Source organism: Halopseudomonas sp. (genome assembly GCF_038130085.1).
Taxonomy (GTDB): domain Bacteria; phylum Pseudomonadota; class Gammaproteobacteria; order Pseudomonadales; family Pseudomonadaceae; genus Halopseudomonas.
In genome coordinates this window covers 1-17,432 of sequence record NZ_JAYPMU010000029.1, presented here as the reverse complement: position 1 = coordinate 17,432, position 17,432 = coordinate 1, and the positions used below count along the sequence as shown (strand labels likewise).

Annotated in this window: 14 protein-coding genes; 7 read left to right on the top strand and 7 right to left on the bottom strand. The window is 60.2% G+C overall.

From position 1 onward, the window contains the following. From guaD to AAFM31_RS16005, 3 genes are all read left to right on the top strand, one after another. On the top strand, nt 1–1,374 hold the full coding sequence (gene guaD, locus AAFM31_RS16015; protein WP_341708910.1) for a guanine deaminase: 1,374 nt from the start codon (nt 1–3) through the stop codon (nt 1,372–1,374). Next, nucleotides 1,355–2,572: a urate hydroxylase PuuD gene (locus tag AAFM31_RS16010; RefSeq protein ID WP_341708909.1), complete on the top strand. Its 1,218-nt coding sequence runs from the start codon at nt 1,355–1,357 to the stop codon at nt 2,570–2,572. Before guaD ends, AAFM31_RS16010 begins: the two co-directional genes overlap by 20 nt. Before the next feature lie 151 nt (nt 2,573–2,723). Then, entirely contained in the window at nt 2,724–3,257 is a 534-nt protein-coding gene (locus tag AAFM31_RS16005; protein WP_341708908.1) for a transposase, read from the top strand. A gap of 104 nt (nt 3,258–3,361) precedes the next feature. Here AAFM31_RS16005 and AAFM31_RS16000 read toward each other — a convergent pair whose 3' ends face one another. Next, nucleotides 3,362–4,375 (bottom strand): 2-oxoglutarate and iron-dependent oxygenase domain-containing protein, encoded by a 1,014-nt coding sequence (locus tag AAFM31_RS16000; RefSeq protein ID WP_341708907.1) that lies wholly within the window; start codon nt 4,373–4,375, stop codon nt 3,362–3,364. Between the two features lie 542 nt (nt 4,376–4,917). Here AAFM31_RS16000 and AAFM31_RS15995 point away from each other — a divergent pair. Beyond that, complete coding sequence (locus AAFM31_RS15995; RefSeq protein WP_341708906.1) at nt 4,918–6,270, top strand: amidohydrolase family protein; 1,353 nt, start codon at nt 4,918–4,920, stop codon at nt 6,268–6,270. 189 nt (nt 6,271–6,459) lie between these two features. On the opposite strand, the gene AAFM31_RS15990 is transcribed toward AAFM31_RS15995, so the two are convergent. Then, nucleotides 6,460–7,530: a BMP family ABC transporter substrate-binding protein gene (locus AAFM31_RS15990; RefSeq protein ID WP_341708905.1), complete on the bottom strand. Its 1,071-nt coding sequence runs from the start codon at nt 7,528–7,530 to the stop codon at nt 6,460–6,462. A gap of 238 nt (nt 7,531–7,768) precedes the next feature. Continuing rightward, on the bottom strand, nt 7,769–8,818 hold the full coding sequence (locus tag AAFM31_RS15985; protein ID WP_341708904.1) for an MBL fold metallo-hydrolase: 1,050 nt from the start codon (nt 8,816–8,818) through the stop codon (nt 7,769–7,771). A 222-nt stretch (nt 8,819–9,040) separates the two neighbouring features. Between AAFM31_RS15985 and AAFM31_RS15980 the strand changes: the two genes are divergently transcribed. The 3 genes from AAFM31_RS15980 to AAFM31_RS15970 all read left to right on the top strand — a co-directional run bounded on the left by AAFM31_RS15980 (nt 9,041) and on the right by AAFM31_RS15970 (nt 14,270). Further along, the gene (locus tag AAFM31_RS15980) at nt 9,041–10,147 is read left to right on the top strand and encodes an efflux RND transporter periplasmic adaptor subunit (RefSeq protein ID WP_341708903.1); all 1,107 of its coding nucleotides are present in this window, start codon (nt 9,041–9,043) and stop codon (nt 10,145–10,147) included. Beyond that, the gene (locus AAFM31_RS15975) at nt 10,148–13,225 is read left to right on the top strand and encodes an efflux RND transporter permease subunit (protein ID WP_341708902.1); all 3,078 of its coding nucleotides are present in this window, start codon (nt 10,148–10,150) and stop codon (nt 13,223–13,225) included. Nucleotides 13,226–13,367: 142 nt separating this feature from the next. Then, nucleotides 13,368–14,270: a pirin family protein gene (locus AAFM31_RS15970; protein WP_341708901.1), complete on the top strand. Its 903-nt coding sequence runs from the start codon at nt 13,368–13,370 to the stop codon at nt 14,268–14,270. A 533-nt stretch (nt 14,271–14,803) separates the two neighbouring features. Here the strand turns inward: AAFM31_RS15970 and AAFM31_RS15965 are convergent. The 4 genes from AAFM31_RS15965 to AAFM31_RS15950 all read right to left on the bottom strand — a co-directional run. Further along, nucleotides 14,804–15,025: a hypothetical protein gene (locus AAFM31_RS15965; protein ID WP_341708900.1), complete on the bottom strand. Its 222-nt coding sequence runs from the start codon at nt 15,023–15,025 to the stop codon at nt 14,804–14,806. Between the two features lie 712 nt (nt 15,026–15,737). Further along, on the bottom strand, nt 15,738–16,493 hold the full coding sequence (locus AAFM31_RS15960) for a restriction endonuclease (RefSeq protein ID WP_341708899.1): 756 nt from the start codon (nt 16,491–16,493) through the stop codon (nt 15,738–15,740). Nucleotides 16,494–16,580: 87 nt separating this feature from the next. Next, on the bottom strand, nt 16,581–17,045 hold the full coding sequence (locus tag AAFM31_RS15955) for a hypothetical protein (protein WP_341708898.1): 465 nt from the start codon (nt 17,043–17,045) through the stop codon (nt 16,581–16,583). A 90-nt stretch (nt 17,046–17,135) separates the two neighbouring features. Then, nucleotides 17,136–17,432, bottom strand: a 297-nt coding sequence (locus AAFM31_RS15950) for a hypothetical protein (protein ID WP_341708897.1), incomplete at its 5' end; no start/stop codon positions are given.

The following is a 17,432-nucleotide window of genomic DNA, read 5'->3' as shown; positions in this document are numbered from 1 at the left end:
ATGACCACTTCAACGCAAGCGGCGAGCTTTGCAGCTGGCTGCACGGCCTTCCGCGGGCCACTGTTGCACTTTTTGTCCGAACCCGGGCTGGGCACGCCCGATCCGGCCAGTTACAGCTACTTCACCGACGGCTTGCTGGTGGTTGCCGATGGCCGGGTTCAGGCGGTCGGTGAAGCAGCTGAGCTGCTGCCGCAACTGCCGGCGGGCACCGCGGTCGAGCACTCGCCGGAGGGCCTGATCCTGCCCGGCATGATTGATACCCACGTCCACATGCCGCAGCTGGCGGTGATGGCGAGTTACGGCACCCAGCTGCTGGAGTGGCTGGAAACCTACACCTTCCCGACCGAATCCCGCTTTGCCGATGCCGACTGGTCGGCCAAGCAGTCCAAGGTCTTCCTCGATCTGCTGCTGGCGCACGGCACCACCTCGGCACTGGTGTTCAGCACCTCGCACAAGGTCGCCAGCGAGGCGCTGTTCAGCGCCGCGCATGACTACAACATGGCGATCACCACCGGCCGGGTGATGATGGACTGCAATGCCCCGGATGGCGTGCGCGACACCGCCGAGGCCAGTTATGAAGAAAGCCGCGAATTGATCGCCCGCTGGCACGGCACCGGCCGTCAGCGTTACGCGGTCACCCCGCGCTTTGCCGCGACCTCGACCCCCGAACAGCTGACCTACGCCGGCAAGCTGATGACCGAGGCCGAGGGACTGCTGATGCAGACCCACTGGGCCGAGAACAAGGCCGAGATCGCCTGGATTGCCGAGCTGTTCCCGGAGCGCGCCAGTTATCTGGACGTCTACGACCACTTCGGTCTGCTCGGCCCGCGCAGCGTGCTGGCGCACGGCATTCACATCGACGATGCAGACCGCGCGCGGCTGGCCGAAACCGGCACCCGCATCGCCTTCTGCCCGACCTCCAACACCTTCCTTGGTAGCGGCCTGTTCGACCTGGCTAGCGCCCGTGGGGCGGATGTTGAAGTGGGGCTGGCGTCGGATGTCGGTGGCGGCACCAGTCTGTCGATGCTGGTCACCATGGCCGAGGCCTACAAGGTCTGCCAGCTGCGCGGCCAGAGCCTGAACCCGTTTCAGGCGTTCTATATGGCGACCCTCGGCAACGCCAAGGTGCTCCACCAGGAAACCGAGACCGGCAACCTGGCGCCCGGCAAGATGGCGGATTTTCTGATCATCGACCGCGCCGCCAGTCCGATTCAGCAACTCAAGCACAGCGCCGAGCGCAATCTGTCGGGCATTTTGTTCGACCTGATGATCCTCGGCGACGACCGCAGCATCCGTCGCACCTACATCGCCGGCCAATGCCGTTACGATCGCGACGCCGTACAAGGAGCAGCCCATGCTGGTCTATCTGTCTGATTGGCTCAGTCTGATCATTCGCTGGTTTCACGTGATTGCCGGGGTTGCCTGGATCGGCGCCTCGTTCTACTTCGTCTGGCTCGACAACAACCTGCGCGAGCCGCCGGCGTGGAAGAAGCAGAAAGGCATCAAGGGTGATCTCTGGGCCATCCACGGTGGCGGTTTCTATGAGGTGGCCAAGTATGAAGTTGGCCCCGAGCAGATGCCGTCTGACCTGCACTGGTTCAAGTGGGAGGCCTACAGCACCCTGCTCAGCGGCTTGGCGCTGCTGTTTGTGGTCTATTACCTCGGCAACCCCGGCTACCTGATCGACCCGAGCAAGCTGGAGCTCAGCGCCGGCGGCGCGATGGCCATCGGCATCAGCACCCTGCTTGGTGTGATGGTGATCTACGAGGCGCTGATTCGCAGCCCACTGGCGCGTAACGGCATGGCCTTCGGCGTGGTGCTCTATCTGATTCTGGTCGCGGTTGCCTTCGGCCTGTATCAGGTATTCGCCGGGCGCGGAGCGTACATCCACGTCGGCGCGGTGATCGGCACCATCATGGTCGCCAACGTGTTCCTCGGCATCGTCCCGGCCCAGCGTGCGCTGGTGAATGCGGTCGCCCGTGGCGAGAAGCCGGGTGAGGAAGTCGTGATGCTGGCCCAGCGCGCCATGCTGCGTTCGCGCCACAACAACTACCTGACCCTGCCGGTGCTGTTCATCATGATCAGCAACCACTACCCGATGTTCTACGCCAACGCCTACGGTTGGGCGGTGCTGGCGGCGATCGGTGCGATTACGGCCTACGCGCGTCACTTCTTCAACCTGCGCAATCAGGGCCAGTTCAAGCCGTCGATTCTGGTTATCAGCGCACTGGCAACCGTCGCCCTGATCTGGGCCATGGCACCGAGCGCACCGGCCAAGATCGACAGCCACGCGGCTGAGGAAGGCGCTGCCGTAACCCGGGTTGCCGACGCCGACGTCAGCCAGCTGCTGGCCACCCACTGCCAGGCCTGCCACGCGGCCAAACCCACCAGCCCGGCCTTCCAGGCCCCGCCGGCCGGCATCGTGCTGGACAGCCTCGAGCACCTCAAGCAGCACCGCGACAAGGTCTACCAGGCCGCGGTTGCCACCGAGTACATGCCGCTCGGCAACATGACCGGCATTACCCCCGAAGAGCGTGATCTGCTCGGCAAGTGGCTGCAGGAAAATCCCTGAACCGATGGCGCGCTCTGGCGCGCCCGTCTTTTGTGATCTGTGATCGTTCCCACGCTCTGCGTGGGAATGCCTGCCTGGACGCTCCGCGTCCATCTCGCCGTCCGCCTAAACTGCTCGGAAACCAACCGACGCACGTTCAAGGAAGACCGCCATGGGCCGCAGCCGCTGCGTTATTACCGAGCCCGAGAAGGCTCACTTCCTGACCTGCACGGTGACGGACTGGCTTCCCCTTTTCACCCGGCCAGCGCTGGTGGATATTCTGTTCGCCAGTTGGCGTTACCAACAGGCAAACCAGGGCTTGAAGCTGTTCGGGTATGTCGTCATGGAGAACCACTTGCACTATGTGGCGCAGGCGCGGGATCTGACCAAATGCGTACAGACGTTCAAGTCCTATACCGCACGGCGGATACTCGACTATCTGACCCAGCAGGGGGCCGAGGCCACCTTGAGGCAGTTTCGCTTTGGCAAGCGAGCGCACAAACGGGATAGAGAGCACCAGATCTGGCAAGAAGGCAGTCACGCCGAGCTGGTGTGCAGTGAGGCGGTGATGCTGCAAAAACTTGAGTACCTTCACCTGAACCCGGTCAAGCGCGGCTACGTTGATTTGCCCGAGCACTGGCGCTATTCCAGTGCGCGAACCTACACGGGGCAAGATGGGCTGATTGAGATTGACCGTTGGCGGTGAGTGGACGCAGAGCGTCCGGGCAGGCATTCCCACGCAGAGCGTGGGAACGATCAATAAACAACAAACCCGGCGCATTGGCCGGGTTTGTTTGGTTTTGCCGAGGCTTACTTCTTCGCTTCGGCAAAGTTCGCCTGAATGCGCTGCAGCAGGTAGTCGGCTGCGGAGATCGGTGGGTATTTGCCGGCCGGGCTTTCGATCATCACTTCCTTGTTGGCCTGGCAGAAGAACGCCATGCTGTAGCGCGGGCCGCGGTATTCGCCCGGCTTGGGCATGCGCACGCGGTGCAGGGTGGATTTGAGCTGATCGTCGCTCCAGCGCATCAGCATGTCACCGATGTTGCAGGTGATGATGTCGTCACGCGGGATCACGCTGCTCCACTCGCGGTTGTCACCGGCGCCTTCGGCGTCTTTACCGGGGCTGACCTGCAGTCCGCCCTGGCCTTCCTTCTGGAACACCATGGTCAGGCAGTCGAAGTCGGTATGCGCACCGGCGCGCCAGAGGCTGGCATCGAGGTCTTCTTCCGGCATCGGCAGGTAGTGCAGCAGGCGCAGGGTGCTCTGGTAGTCAGGCAGGCTGCGGTCGTGGGCCTTGGTGAAGAAGTCGCGGGCAAAGCCCAGACGCTCGGCGAAGCAGGACAGCACGTCCATACCGAGGCGCCATGCGCGGTATTCGAAGTCCAGCATGATGCGGTGGAATTCCGGAACCACGGTCTGGTTCGGCCACAGGTCATCCATGTGCGGCAGGGTGATCTGGAAGGATTCTTTCTGGTCGGCGGTGCGGGTTGAGGGGCGCACCTGCGACATGAATTCCCAGCCGGCGTTGAGGCCCTTCTTTAGCGGGAAGCGGGCCTTTTCCTCGTTCGGCAGAGCGAAGAAGGCTTCAGACAGGGCGAAGGCGTTCCGCACCAGCTTGACGTCCAGGCCATGATTGACCAGCTGGAAGAAGCCGACTTCGGTGGCGGCGGCCCACAGTTGGTCAGTGATCTCGCTGCGGCGGTTCTCGAAATCGCTGAGGTCGATCAGCGGAATTTCGCGGACGGTTTCCTTGCCCATGCCGCCGAAGGTGGATTCCAGCTGCAGTTCTTTCAGGCCGTATTCAGGGGTTGTTGCGGTTGTCATGTTGAATCTCCGAGTAGTCCCATTGGGGGCACATGGTGCGGAGAATGACGCAGGCGGGGAGTCGGAAAGAGGCTGTGGCCAGTCAGTCCGGTGTCCGCCGCGCGATGCGCATTGTCCGACCGTTAACTGAGCAATGACCTGGGGTGTTGCCCCCTGACAGCTTCTACTCACGTTGCCGAGGATAACCCTGCGGCGTAAATGTTCAAGCAGATATTGCGCCAACTACGGCGAATCTGACGAACGTGGCGGCTGGTACGGCGTGGCGTGAACCGGAGCTCTGGCGTTAACGTGTTCGCTTGCACCGCAATTGCGCAAAAAGCTGACCATCTGCACTGGTTTTGTTCGCTCGGAGCATGGTGCTGGCGCTGTATGCCTGATGAACTGGCGCGTGCAGGGCTGTTGGCAGGTTGGTAAAAAAATTGCACTCATCACCACAGCACCGCATGCTGCGGTCATATCAACACAACGCAACAGAGTAGAAGCGGTCAGGGGCGAGGCTCCGGGACATTGCTCTTTGGCAGCAACAGAGGAGCAGTACCTGCATGGCTTACCTGATCAAGAATGCACAAGCCGTATTTTCCCCCAGCGTGGCTGACGCGACCGATATTCGCATCAGCGACGGCAAGATCACCGAACTCGGCCGCGACCTGGCGCCGACCGCTGATGAAACCCAGATTGATGCTCGTGGCTGCGTGGTCTGGCCCGGTCTGGTCAACACTCACCATCACCTCGCCCAGTCGATCATGAAGGGCGTGCCGGGTGGCCTGAATCAGAACCTCAACGACTGGCTGGGTTCGGTGCCCTACCGCTACTGGCCCAAGGTCACCCCCGAGCTGATGTACCACGCCGCGCGTTTGGGGCTTTACGAACTGCTGCGCTCCGGCGGTACTACTTGCGCCGATCACCATTACCTCTATCACGCGACCACCAGCCCCGAGCTGGAAGACGCGGTGTGGCGCGCGGCTGATGAACTGGGCATGCGACTGGTGCTGTGCCGCGGCAGCGCGACCTCGGTTGGCAGCCACCATGGCATGATTGAGCACGGCATTGCGCCGGAAACCATCGATCAGATCATCGAGCGGCTGGACGCCACGCGCGTTCGCTACCATCAGGACGGCGGCGACGCCATGCGCAAGCTGGTGGTTGCACCGACCAGTCTGATCCACTCCAGCGACCCGGACGGTCTGCGCGCTCAGGCGTCCTACGCCCGCGAATTCAAGCTGGGGATGCACTCGCACCTGCTGGAAGTGGGCTTCGATGAGGTTGCCTCGCTGAACAAGTACGGCAAGCGCGCGGTGGATTACGCCGGCGACTGTGGCTGGCTGGGTGACGACGTCTGGTTTGCCCATCTGGTGCATTGCGACGATTACATCATCGACCGCCTCGCCAGCACCGGCACCGGCATCGCCCACTGCCCGACCTCCAACTGTCGCCTCGGCAGCGGCGTTGCTCCGGCGATCAAGATGGAGCAGGCCGGCATGGCGATCACCCTCGGTGTGGATGGCTCGGCGTCGGCCGAATCCGGTTCCATGCTGCAGGAGCTGAACCTCGCCTGGCTGATTCACCGCGCCGTCAACGGCCCGGAAGCAACCACGCTGGAGCAGGTGCTGAACTGGGGCAGCCGCAACGGCGCCAAGCTGCTGGGGCTGGACGATGTGGGTGAGATCAAAGTCGGCATGGCCGCCGACCTGGTGCTGGTCGACATCAACCAGCCGCGTTTTGCCGGCGTGCACAGCCCGCTCACCGCGCCGCTGATGTGTGGCGAGCCGGCCAGCGTCAAATACAGCTTTATCCAGGGCCGCCCGGCGGTCGAGAACGGCGATATCTGCGGTCTGGATGAAGCCGAGCTGACCGCGCGAGTGCAGGAGTCGGTGGCGCAGCTGATTCGCAGCTGATTCGCAGCTGACCGCGGACGCGGGAGGGCCGAGTTCTAACTCGGCCTTGAGGATGCACGGTAGTGCACTGGCCGAGCCGGAGCTCGACCCTCCCGGCCCATAAAAAAACCCGAGCAGGGCTCGGGTTTTTTGTTGCCTGCAGTTCACCGGCGGCGTGTGATGGGCACGCTGCCGATGAGGTGCATGCCCTTACTTCGGAATGGTCGCCGTCATGCCTTCGACGTACCAGTCCATGGTGGCCAGCTCTTCGTGGGTCATTTCCACGCCGTCAGCCACACGCAGGGTGCCGCTCTGGTCCTTGATCGGGCCAGTGAAGGGGTGGAACTCGCCGCTGCCGATCGAGGTGATCATGGCGTCGATCTTGGCGCGTTGCTCTTCGGTCAGCTTGTCGCTGATGGACTCGATCTTGATCACGCCATCGTCGATGCCGCCCCAGTAGTCAGCAGACTCCCAGGTGCCGTCCATAACGGCCTGAACGCTCTTGATGTAGTACGGGCCCCAATCGTTGACCACAGACAGCAGGTGCGCGTCAGGTGCGAAGTGGCTCATGTCGGAAGCCTGACCAACGCCCCATACGCCACGCTTCTGCGCAGCCAGCAGCGGAGCCGGGCTGTCGGTGTGCTGGACGATGACGTCGGCGCCCTGGTCCATCAGGGTGTTGGCGGCGTCAGCTTCCTTGGCCGGGTCGAACCAGGTGTTGACCCAGACGACTTTCAGTTCGACATCCGGGTTAACCGCTTTGGCGCCCATGTAGGTGGCGTTGATGTCGCGGATCACTTCCGGGATCGGGAAGGAGGCGATGTAGCCCAGTACGTTGCTCTTGGTGACCATACCGGCAGCGGTACCAGTGACGTAACGGCCTTCGTAGGTCACGGACAGGTAGGTGCTCAGGTTGTCAGCGCGCTTGTAGCCAGTGGCGTGCAGGAAGGTCTTGTCCGGGTATTCGGCGGCGACGCGGGCGGTCGGGTTCATGAAGCCGAAGGAGGTGGTGAAGATCACGTCGTTGCCAGCCTGGGCCAGACGACGGATGGTGCGCTCGGCGTCAGCGCCTTCGTTGACGTTTTCGACGAAGGTGGTCTGCACTTTGTCGCCGAAGTGGGCTTCTACTTCTTTGCGGCCCTGATCGTGCTGGTAGCTCCAGCCGTGGTCACCGATGGGACCAACGTAAACAAAACCGACTTTCAGCGGGTCGTCTGCTGCCACGACCTGCAGCGGCATGGCGAGTGCTGCCGCCAGTGCGAGTGTGCGTTTGAAACTCATGGATGCTTCTCCTGGATCTAGTTGTTGGCGACCGTTCCACGTCCGTCGGGACGGGGCCGATCTTTCCCTGCAGCAAAAAACTGGCCATTTGTTCAGGAAATGACGAAAAATTTTAGCTTCCGGCGGCCTTCGCTGCCAGTGCGATGTTTTCGCAGGAGATTCGCAACTGTTCCCGGCACATGCCATAGCGGGGCCTGCACGACATTGGTGCGGCCCCGCTGTGCGTGCACCGAGTCGGTCAGCCGTGCGGCAGCGCCAGCCAGCCGCCGCGCAGGCTGGCGACCCGGGTTATGCCGTGTTCACGGAGGATATTGGTCGCCAGCGCCGAGCGCTTGCCCGAGCGACACATGGCGACTACCGGTTGCGCGTTTGGCACCTCGGCAACCCGGTCATGCAGGCTGCCGACCGGAATCTGCAGGGCGCCATCCATATACCCGGGCAGCGGCTCCTGCTCCCACTCGGTGGGTTCGCGCACGTCCAGCAGGGTCAGTTCGTTGCGGTGCGCCATCAACCATTCCAGGCTGATCTCCGGCACGCCGGCGTAGGTGATACGCAGGTCATCGCACCACTCGGGCTCCAGCGGCAACTGGTCTTCGGCCGGGCGGCCGCTGCGCAGGTTGGCCGGCACCGCCTCGTCGATGCGCTTGGGGTGCGGCAGGCGCAGGGCGTCCATATAGCCGACAAAGTCGCCTTCGTTGGCCTGACCGCCGACCCGTGCATTGAACGCCCGCTCTTCGCCGATGCTGCTCTGGGTGCGGCCGTTGTAGTCGTGGGCCGGATACACCTGACAGCTGTCGGGCAGGCTGAACAGTTGCTCGGTGATCGAGTGGTAGAGAGTGTGCGGGTTGCCCTGCTGGAAGTCGCTGCGGCCGCAGCCGCGAATCAGCAGCGCATCACCGGTGAACACCATCGACTGATCGCTGAGCACGTAGCTCATGCAGCCGTCGGTGTGGCCGGGGGTGGCGCGGGCTTCCAGCTCGATGCCCTGCACCCCGAAGCGTTGGCCGTGCTGCAGCGGCAGGTCAACGTACTCGGCCTTGATCACTGCGGCCGAGGCAATCTGGCAGCCGGTTTTCTGCTTCAGCAGCCAGGCAGCGGTGACGTGGTCGGCGTGGGCGTGGGTGTCGACCACCAGCTTGAGGGTCAGGCCCAGCTCCTGCAGTAGCGAGAGATCGCGGGTGGTCTGCTCAAACACCGGGTCGATCAGCAGGGCTTCGCCGCTGGCCGGGTCGCCCAGCAGGTAGGTGTAGGTGGAGGAAGCAGCGTCGAACAGTTGGCGAAACAGCATGGTCACCTCACGGGAGTACGATTAAGGTTAAAACAATATATAAAAAAATAGATTGAAAGGTGCGCCAGTGCAAGCCCGAATACTGCGGCGCGCGGTCGCATGGCAGAAAAAGCCGACAATATGGCGGAATCTGGTCAGGATTCGCCGCCATGTAGCTTTTTGTAGCCCTATAATGCCGACAGCTGTTTTTCCTACTTTTGCTATCTACTTCGCAGGTTACCCATGGATTGCGCTGTTCGCTGGATTGTCACCGGCCTCTTGGCCGTTGCCTTGACTGCTTCTCTCACCGGCTGCTCCGAGCCGCCCGCCCCAATCGAGCAGAAGCCCCGGCCGGTAAAACTGTTCACCGTGAGCGACCCCGGCACCGAGCGCATCCGCGAGTTTCCGGCCCGGCTGAAGGCGCCGGAGGAAGCACAGCTGTCATTCAGGCTAGGCGGCGAACTGCAGACCCTCAAGGTGCACGAGGGGCAGGAGGTGAAGCGTGGCGATCTGATCGCCCAGCTGGATGACACCGACTATCGTCTCAAGTTGAGCGACCGCCAGGCCAGCTACGATCTGACCCGCAGCCAGCTGACCCGCATGGAGCAGCTGATTGACCGGCAGATGATCTCGCAGGCCGAGTTTGACCAACGCAAGGCGCAGTTCAACTCCGCCGAGGCCGCGCTCAATCTTGCCCGTCAGGAACTGGCCTACACGCGCATCACGGCGCCCTTTGATGGCGTGGTCGCGCGTACCCACGTCGAGCAGTTTCAGGTAGTCCAGCCGAACCAGCCGATCGCTACCCTCTACAGCGGCGACAGCATGGACGTGGTGTTCCAGCTGCCGGAAAACCTGCTGAGCAACCTGCGCCGCGACCTACAGCCTGAAGAGCTGCGCTCCAAGGTGCGGCTGGACAACTACCCCGACGCACTGGTCGATGCCGAGTACAAGGAATACGCCAGCCAGCCCGACCCCTCGACCCTCGCCTACGACGTCACCCTGAGCATGCCGATTCCCGACAATCTGGTGCTGCTGCCGGGCATGAGCGCCACCGTGATCGTCAACTTTGCCGAGATCAGCCGCCAATCAGTGGTGCCTATTGTGGTGCCGGTCGAAGCGGTATTCAGCCCCGATACCGAAAGCAGCGAGCAGCGTCAGGTTTGGGTGGTCAGCGAGCAGCAAGACGGCCTCACGGTCAACGCCCGCTCGGTTACCGTGGGCCAGCTGACCCACGATGGCATCGAGGTGCTCTCCGGGCTGAACGCCGGTGAGCAGATTGTGGCCGCCGGTGGCAATGAGCTGAGCGAAGGCCAGCGGGTCCGTCCCTGGGTCCGTGAGCGGGGCCTGTAAATGAACATTGCTGCCTACTTCATCAAGCGGCGGGTCACCAGCTGGCTGGTGGCGCTGCTGCTCGGCATCGGCGGGGTTATCGCCTTTCTCGACCTCGGGCGGCTGGAAGATCCGGCCTTCACCCTGAAAATGGCGATGGTCATTACCCCGTATCCGGGGGCCTCGCCGCAGCAGGTCGAAGAAGAACTGACCTACCCGCTGGAGAACGCCATCCAGCAGCTGCCCTATATCGACACCATTACCTCGACCAGCAGCGCAGGGCTGTCGCAGATCATGGTCGAGGTGCAGAAACAGTACGGCCCGGACCAGCTGCCGCAGATCTGGGACGAGATGCGTCGGCGCATCAACGACCTGCGCCCCAACCTGCCGCCGGGGGTGGGCGAGCCGCAGATCAAGGATGACTTCAGCGACGTCTACGGCACCTTCTTCATGATCAGCGGCGACGGTTACGACTACCGCGAGCTGCGTGATTACGCCGATTACCTGCGCCGCGAACTGGTACTGGTTGATGGCGTTGGCAAGGTCAGCCTGGCTGGCGTGCCGCAGGAAGAGGTGCATCTGGAGATCTCCCGTGCGCAGATGACTGCGCTGGGCATCGCGCCGCAGCGCATCTACGACCTGCTGAGCCGCCAGAACGTGGTCTCCGATGCAGGCCGCATGCTGGTCGGCAGCGAGTCTATCCGCCTGCATCCGACGGGTGAATTTCAGGACGTCAGCGAACTGGAACGGCTGATCATCAGCCCGCCCGGCAGCTCCAAGCGGGTCTATCTGGGTGACGTAGCGAAGATCAGCCGCGGCTTTGCCGACACCCCCACCAGCCTCTATCGCGCCCAGGGTCAGCCAGCGCTGGGCCTCGGTGTGTCCTACGCCGCCCACGTCAACGTGGTGGATGTGGGTAACGCGGTGGCGCTGCGACTGGCCGAGTTGGAGCAGGACCGCCCGGCTGGCATGCAGGTCACCATGTTCTACAACCAGGCCGCCGAGGTGGAAAACTCGGTCGGTGGGTTTGTCTGGAATTTTCTCGCCTCGGTGGCCATCGTCGTCGTTGTGCTGCTGGTCTTTATGGGCCTGCGCAGCGGCCTGTTGATTGGTCTGGTGCTGGCGCTGACGGTGCTCGGCAGCTTCATCTTCATGCAGATGATCGGCATCGAGCTGCAGCGGATTTCGCTTGGCGCGCTGGTGATTGCGCTGGGGATGCTGGTGGACAACGCCATTGTCATCGTCGAGGGCATTCTGGTCGGTCGCCAGCGCGGCCAGACCACCCTGCAGTCGGCCGGTGAGATCGTCGGCCAGACCAAGCTGCCGCTACTCGGGGCGACCGCGATTGCCATCATCGCCTTTGCGCCGATTGGCCTGTCGGACGATTCCACCGGCGAGTTCTGTCTGTCGCTATTCCAGGTGCTGCTGATCTCGCTGACCCTCAGCTGGGTCACCGCCATCACCCTGACGCCATTCTTCGCCAGCCTGTTCTTCCGTGATCAGCCGGCGCAGACCGGTGGTGCCGAAGCAGAAGACCCGTACCGCGGAATGGTCTTCGTGCTCTACCGCAAGCTGCTGGGCTCGGCCCTGCACCACCGGGTGCTGACGCTGGTACTGCTGGGTGCGCTGCTGGTGGCGTCGGTATTCGGCTTCAGTCAGGTGCGGCAGGCGTTCTTCCCGCCGTCCAACACGCCGATGTTCTTTGTCGATGTGTGGCTGCCCAAGGGCAGTGATATTCGCTACACCGAGCAGGTCGTGGCGGAGATGGATCGCCATGTGCTGGCGCAAGAGGGCGTGACTGAGGTCACCACCACCATCGGCCAGGGAGCGCTGCGCTTCATCCTCACTTACTTCCCGCAGCGCATTCACGCCAACTATGCCCAGCTGCTGGTGCGTACCGAGCAGCGCGAGCAGATCGCGCCGCTGATCGCCGAACTGGACGAGTACTTCAAGACCCGCCACCCGACCGCCAAGGTCAAACTCAAACAGCTGATGCTTGGCCCCGGCAGCGACAGCAAGATCGAAGCGCGCTTTACCGGCCCTGACCCGCAGGTACTGCGCGAGCTTGGCGCGCAGGCCATCGCGATCATAAAGGCCGACCCGGTGGCTGACGCCGTGCTGCACGACTGGCGTGAGCGCACCAAGCTCGTCCGCCCGCAGTTTGCCGAAGCGCAAGCGCGTGAACTGGGCGTCGACAAGCGCGACCTGGACACCCTGCTGCGGATGAACTTCAGCGGTGTCAACGTCGGCCTCTACCGCGACGGCACGCGCATGTTGCCGATCGTCGCGCGCACCCCGGAAGACGAGCGGCTGGATGCCGGCACCCTCAACGACCTGCTGGTCTGGAGCACCGTGCGCAGCACCTACATCCCGATCTCGCAGGTGGTAAACGGCTTCGTCACCGATTGGGAAGACCCGCTGATTCTGCGTGAAGACCGCAAGCGCACCCTGACCGTACAGGCCGACCCGAGCATCATCAGCGGCCAGACCGCCGCCGAACTGTTTGCCCGCGTGCGTCCGCAGATTGAAGCCATCGAGCTGCCGCGCGGTTACAAACTGGAGTGGGGCGGTGAGTACGAAAGCTCGCGCGACGCCCAGACGGCCGTGTTCGGCAGCCTGCCGCTCGGCTATCTGGCGATGTTCCTGATCACCATCCTGCTGTTCGACTCGATCAAGCGCGCCGCGATCATCTGGCTGACCGTACCACTGGCCATCATCGGCGTGACGCTGGGCTTCTTGCTCACCGGCATCCCGTTCGGCTTTATGGCGCTGCTGGGCTTCCTCAGCCTGAGCGGCATGCTGGTCAAGAACGGCATCGTCCTGGTCGATGAGATCCGCCTGCAGATCGACTCCGGCAAGGAGGCCTACAGCGCACTGGTGGACTCGGCGATCAGCCGGGTGCGCCCGGTATCGATGGCCGCGCTGACCACCATCCTCGGCATGGCGCCGCTGCTGACCGACGCCTTCTTTCAGAGCATGGCCGTGGTGATCATGTTTGGTCTGGGCTTTGCCACCATCCTCACGCTGGTGGTGCTGCCGGTGATCTACAGCCTGTTCTACAAGATCCCGGTCGAAGGGGCGGCGGGTATAAGCGGCTGAGCGGTATCCGACACTGAAGCAGGGGCACAGCACGCTGTGCCCGAGCGGCCCCCGTCCCCACAACCAAGGTAGGGCCGCTCCGGCTGACGCGACCTGCGCACTGAGGTAGGCTGCGAGAATCCACTCGCAGCCGGAGCGTCGCATGAGCAATCAACCCGTCAGCGCCCAACGCATCACCGCCCGCACTGCCGAAATCGGCGGCACCCTGCCGGTCAACCGGGTGCTGCCCACCCGCCAGCGCCGCCAGATCGGCGCCTGGTGCTTTCTCGATCACGCCGGCCCCGCCCGCTTTGAATCCGGCGAAGGCATGCACGTGGGCGCCCACCCGCACACCTGTCTGCAGACCTTCACCTGGATGATCGAAGGCGACGTGCTGCACCGTGACAGCCTCGGCAACGAACAACTGATTCGCCCAGGCGAGGTGAACCTGATGACCGCCGGCCGCGGTATCAGCCACACCGAAGACTCCACCGACGCCACCGACCGTCTGCACACCGCCCAACTGTGGATCGCCCTGCCGCCGCACATGGCCGACGCAGAGCCCGCCTTCACCCACTACCCGGACCTGCCCACATGGCAGCAAAGCGGCATCGACTTCACCCTGTTGGTCGGCGAGTTTGCCGGCCACACCTCCCCGGTTGAGGTCTACAGCCCGCTGCTTGGCCTGGACATCCACAGCCCCAACGGCGGCAGCTGCGAACTGACCCTGAACCCCGCCTTTGAACACGGCCTGCTGGTGATGGAAGGCGAACTGGAGCTGGACGGCGAACGCTTTGCCGAAAACGAACTCGCCGCCCTCGACCCCGGCACCAGCACCAGCCCTAGCACCCTGCACCTGACCCTCACCCCCGGCAGCCGCCTCATCCTCATCGGCGGAGAACCGGCCGAGAAGGTACTGATGTTCTGGAATTTTGTCGGTTACAGCCGGGAGTACATCATCGAAGCAACGCGGGAGTGGCAGGCCGAGTCTGTGCGCTTCGGCAAGGTCGCGGGATTTGATGGGGAGCGGTTGGTGGCGCCGGCGTTGTCGTGGCGGAGTGCATAATCGGGCGCTGGCCCGACGTTGTGATCGTTCCCACGCTCTGCGTGGGAATGCCTGCTAGGACGCTCCGCGTCCGGTTCTTGCGGTCCCGCTCGGCTTCGCTGATTCTTCACGTCACCTTTTCGCCTTCACGGCGAGCAGGGGGAAATGCATGGCCATTTCCCCCTGCACCCCCTAGGCCACCCCGACTACGCGGCCCTTCGGGTTCGCTGCGTTGCTCGGGCTGACGGGGAGCCGTAAAACTCGGCGCTTTGCGCCTCAGACATCCTACGGCTCTTTTTCCCGCCAGCCCTGCGCTACTCGCCCGCGTAAACGGGGACCCGGTTGGGCCGTGCATTGGGCGCGTTCTTACTGTTGGCCGAAGGTTCGAGTTTTATCCGCCCGTGGACTAGGAACAAGATGACTTAGAAAATGCAGTTTGGAAATTGTGTAACGCCGATATTCAGCGGCGGATGAAAGCCGTCCGGTGGAGGCGCCTCAGGGCCGCAACGAACTGGAATGAATGGTTATACCAAGTTTCAAATTCCCCGCCGAACTTAAAAATCGAGATCAGAGTTATGGCCTTCTTTAGAATCTTCCGGGTCAATCAGTTCTGCGCCCACGACAGAGAAAGAACCGAAAAATTGATTGCCAACGAGAAGCTTTTCGAGCACTTCTGACTCAAGATCCACGGTCTTATATTCCTCCGTTAGCAGTTCTCCGTGACCACCTGTTTTAGGCCTTTTTAGGATGATTCGTACGGTTTTCTTATTTGCCATGTTCTCACCTTGACTGTGCTGTAACGTAGGAGCTAATGCTTGGTATAACGCAAAGTGCAACCGAATTTTAGCTGGTGTGGGGCTTTGTGTGAAATGGCGAAACCTTACACAAAACGGAGCACCGGATAAAGTGTCGGCTGGTACGTGTTGTTATTTTTTACCTTTTCCAGAAAAGCTGGCTTTCGTATTCAGGTTGCTCGTCAGAATCTGGAATAAGCTTGCACCTCCGGATGATTTCTATGCAGTCGGGGCAAGTTACCTTTCCTTCGCCCAACTCTACTTCTGAGAGTTCTGGATGTATAGCTTTTGAGCATAAAGCAAATGCTTCCGTGTCTGTAGCGTGTGTTCTAACCCATGCTCTTTCTTGTATTCTTACTTTTTCAAGCAATATTTCGGTCACGGAATTTAGCCCCGTCATATGAGTTGCTTTTCATTTGCATAGTTGATTAGTGCCCAAGCAGATCTATCCTGCGGCTTAATTGGGTCAGGAGTTTGGTCGGAAGAAGCAGAATTTATTTGTTCCGCAAGGACAGTGATTCTTTTCATAGGTCGAATATTTGGGCCGTTACTTTCGGCTTGGGACGCACTTCTTTGTACCCACGCTAAAGCAATCTTTGCGTATTATTCCATAACTTCCTCGTTAAATTACGTAACGCCTTGCTCACCGGGAAAATGGGGGTGCAGCGAGTAATTTTCCGTGTACAGCAACTTGTTATCGATAACTTTTCAGCCAGCGAACAATTTCATTATGATCGGCAAGCGACATATCCCACTTGCTTGATATTTCTGAATCAACAAACTTCCTAGCATCATCAGTAAAAGTGGATGTTGTGGCTATAATCGTTTTATTAGGCCCGTCTTTAGTGTTTTTCACGCCATGCAACGCTCGAACAACATCAACTCCTATCTTGTTGCTTTCAGAGTAGTGCTTGCATTCGATGAAGTACTTGCTCTTTATCCCGAAGTGATCAGTGTGAATGGCGATAATATCCTTTCCACCATCCCTGGTTTTTTTCGTTAGATCGACTTGGTAGCCTTTTGCCCTGAAGAGCTCCGCAACAACTTCCTCAAACTCTCTGTGGGAAATATCTCTTAGAAGATACGGGTTGTCACGAAGAGTCATGACCAGCTCAGTAATGGAGCCGTATAAATGAAGAATGTCTTCAGCTGAGTACAGCTCCTCCGGGAGATACTCAAAATCCGGTTCTCCGTTTGTTGCCGCACCTGACGACTGATTATCAATAAAGTTTAGGCAGTCGACGGGGTATTCATAAACATAGAACTTGAGGCTGATTTCATTATCACAGTCAGGGCAGGCGAACTCGTAGGCTAGCTCATAACATAGCTCTGGCCCCATCTGGCGTTCATCACCACCAATACAATCTATTTCGAAATCGTCAACTGATATTTCTCCAGAAGACTGGCACTCCTCACATAAGTAGCCGATGTTGCCAGAAAACTTCCACACGTATTTGATTCCTAATCGCTAATGTTTGTTTAAGGGGCGGGCTTTAGCTCGTCCCGGAAAGCGAAGCGAACGGTTTGAACACACTTGTTATGTGCGAGTACGACGTTGGACAACAGTTTTATTGGTTATTCTACGATTTATTTTTTCTTTCCAAGCAAGTTGCGCTGGGGAGAGCTTACGCTTGAGGCGGGTTTCCATGAGGAAATTGTATTCACTGTCAAATATGTAGCCAAGCTTAAAGGCATGGTTGATCAAGTCTGCGTTTGCATTTGCCTTTGAGTCGGTAGCAATTCGCTTAAGGCCATCGAACAGGTTTCCCGTATCAATTCCTATAAATCTATTAATGCAGACGTTTCCAACGTATGTTTTGTGCCCTGTAAATTTATTTTCAATATAGCAATGTTCTTTTATATCTTGTCCGCAAGGGCAGCTATCGAACTCGTCACTGACTTCAACGCCAACTAAAGACCATTCCTTTCGTGCCTCAGGGAAATATTGCGATCTGGATAAAGGCAATATGTGTGCCTTTAGTCGTTCGAAATTGTGCTCCATGCACCCTCCGGTTTTAGATCTCGTACATAACGCCCGCAGCACGGGCAATGTTGAAGCGCAGCGGAAACCTTGCCCCTGTGACTGCGTTTGTTAGATTTTCTCCGCTGCAAGTAGCGTCTCGATATTGGTCACGAGGACACGAATCTCAAGAATTCGCTTAAATGTCTTCTGATATTCAATCTGATTAAGTCTACCGTGTTGGTTATAATCACCGGCATGCACAATCTTATGTCTTCTTTCTACAAGTTTTTCTATGGAGCCAAGCAGCCTTTTCCTCTTACTATGATCTTGAGCGGATAAAGTCACAGGCTTTTCGAACCCTATACACTTATAAAGGGCGGTTGCAGGAGCTGAGTGCAACACGGTTATTGAATTGACGCAGGAGCA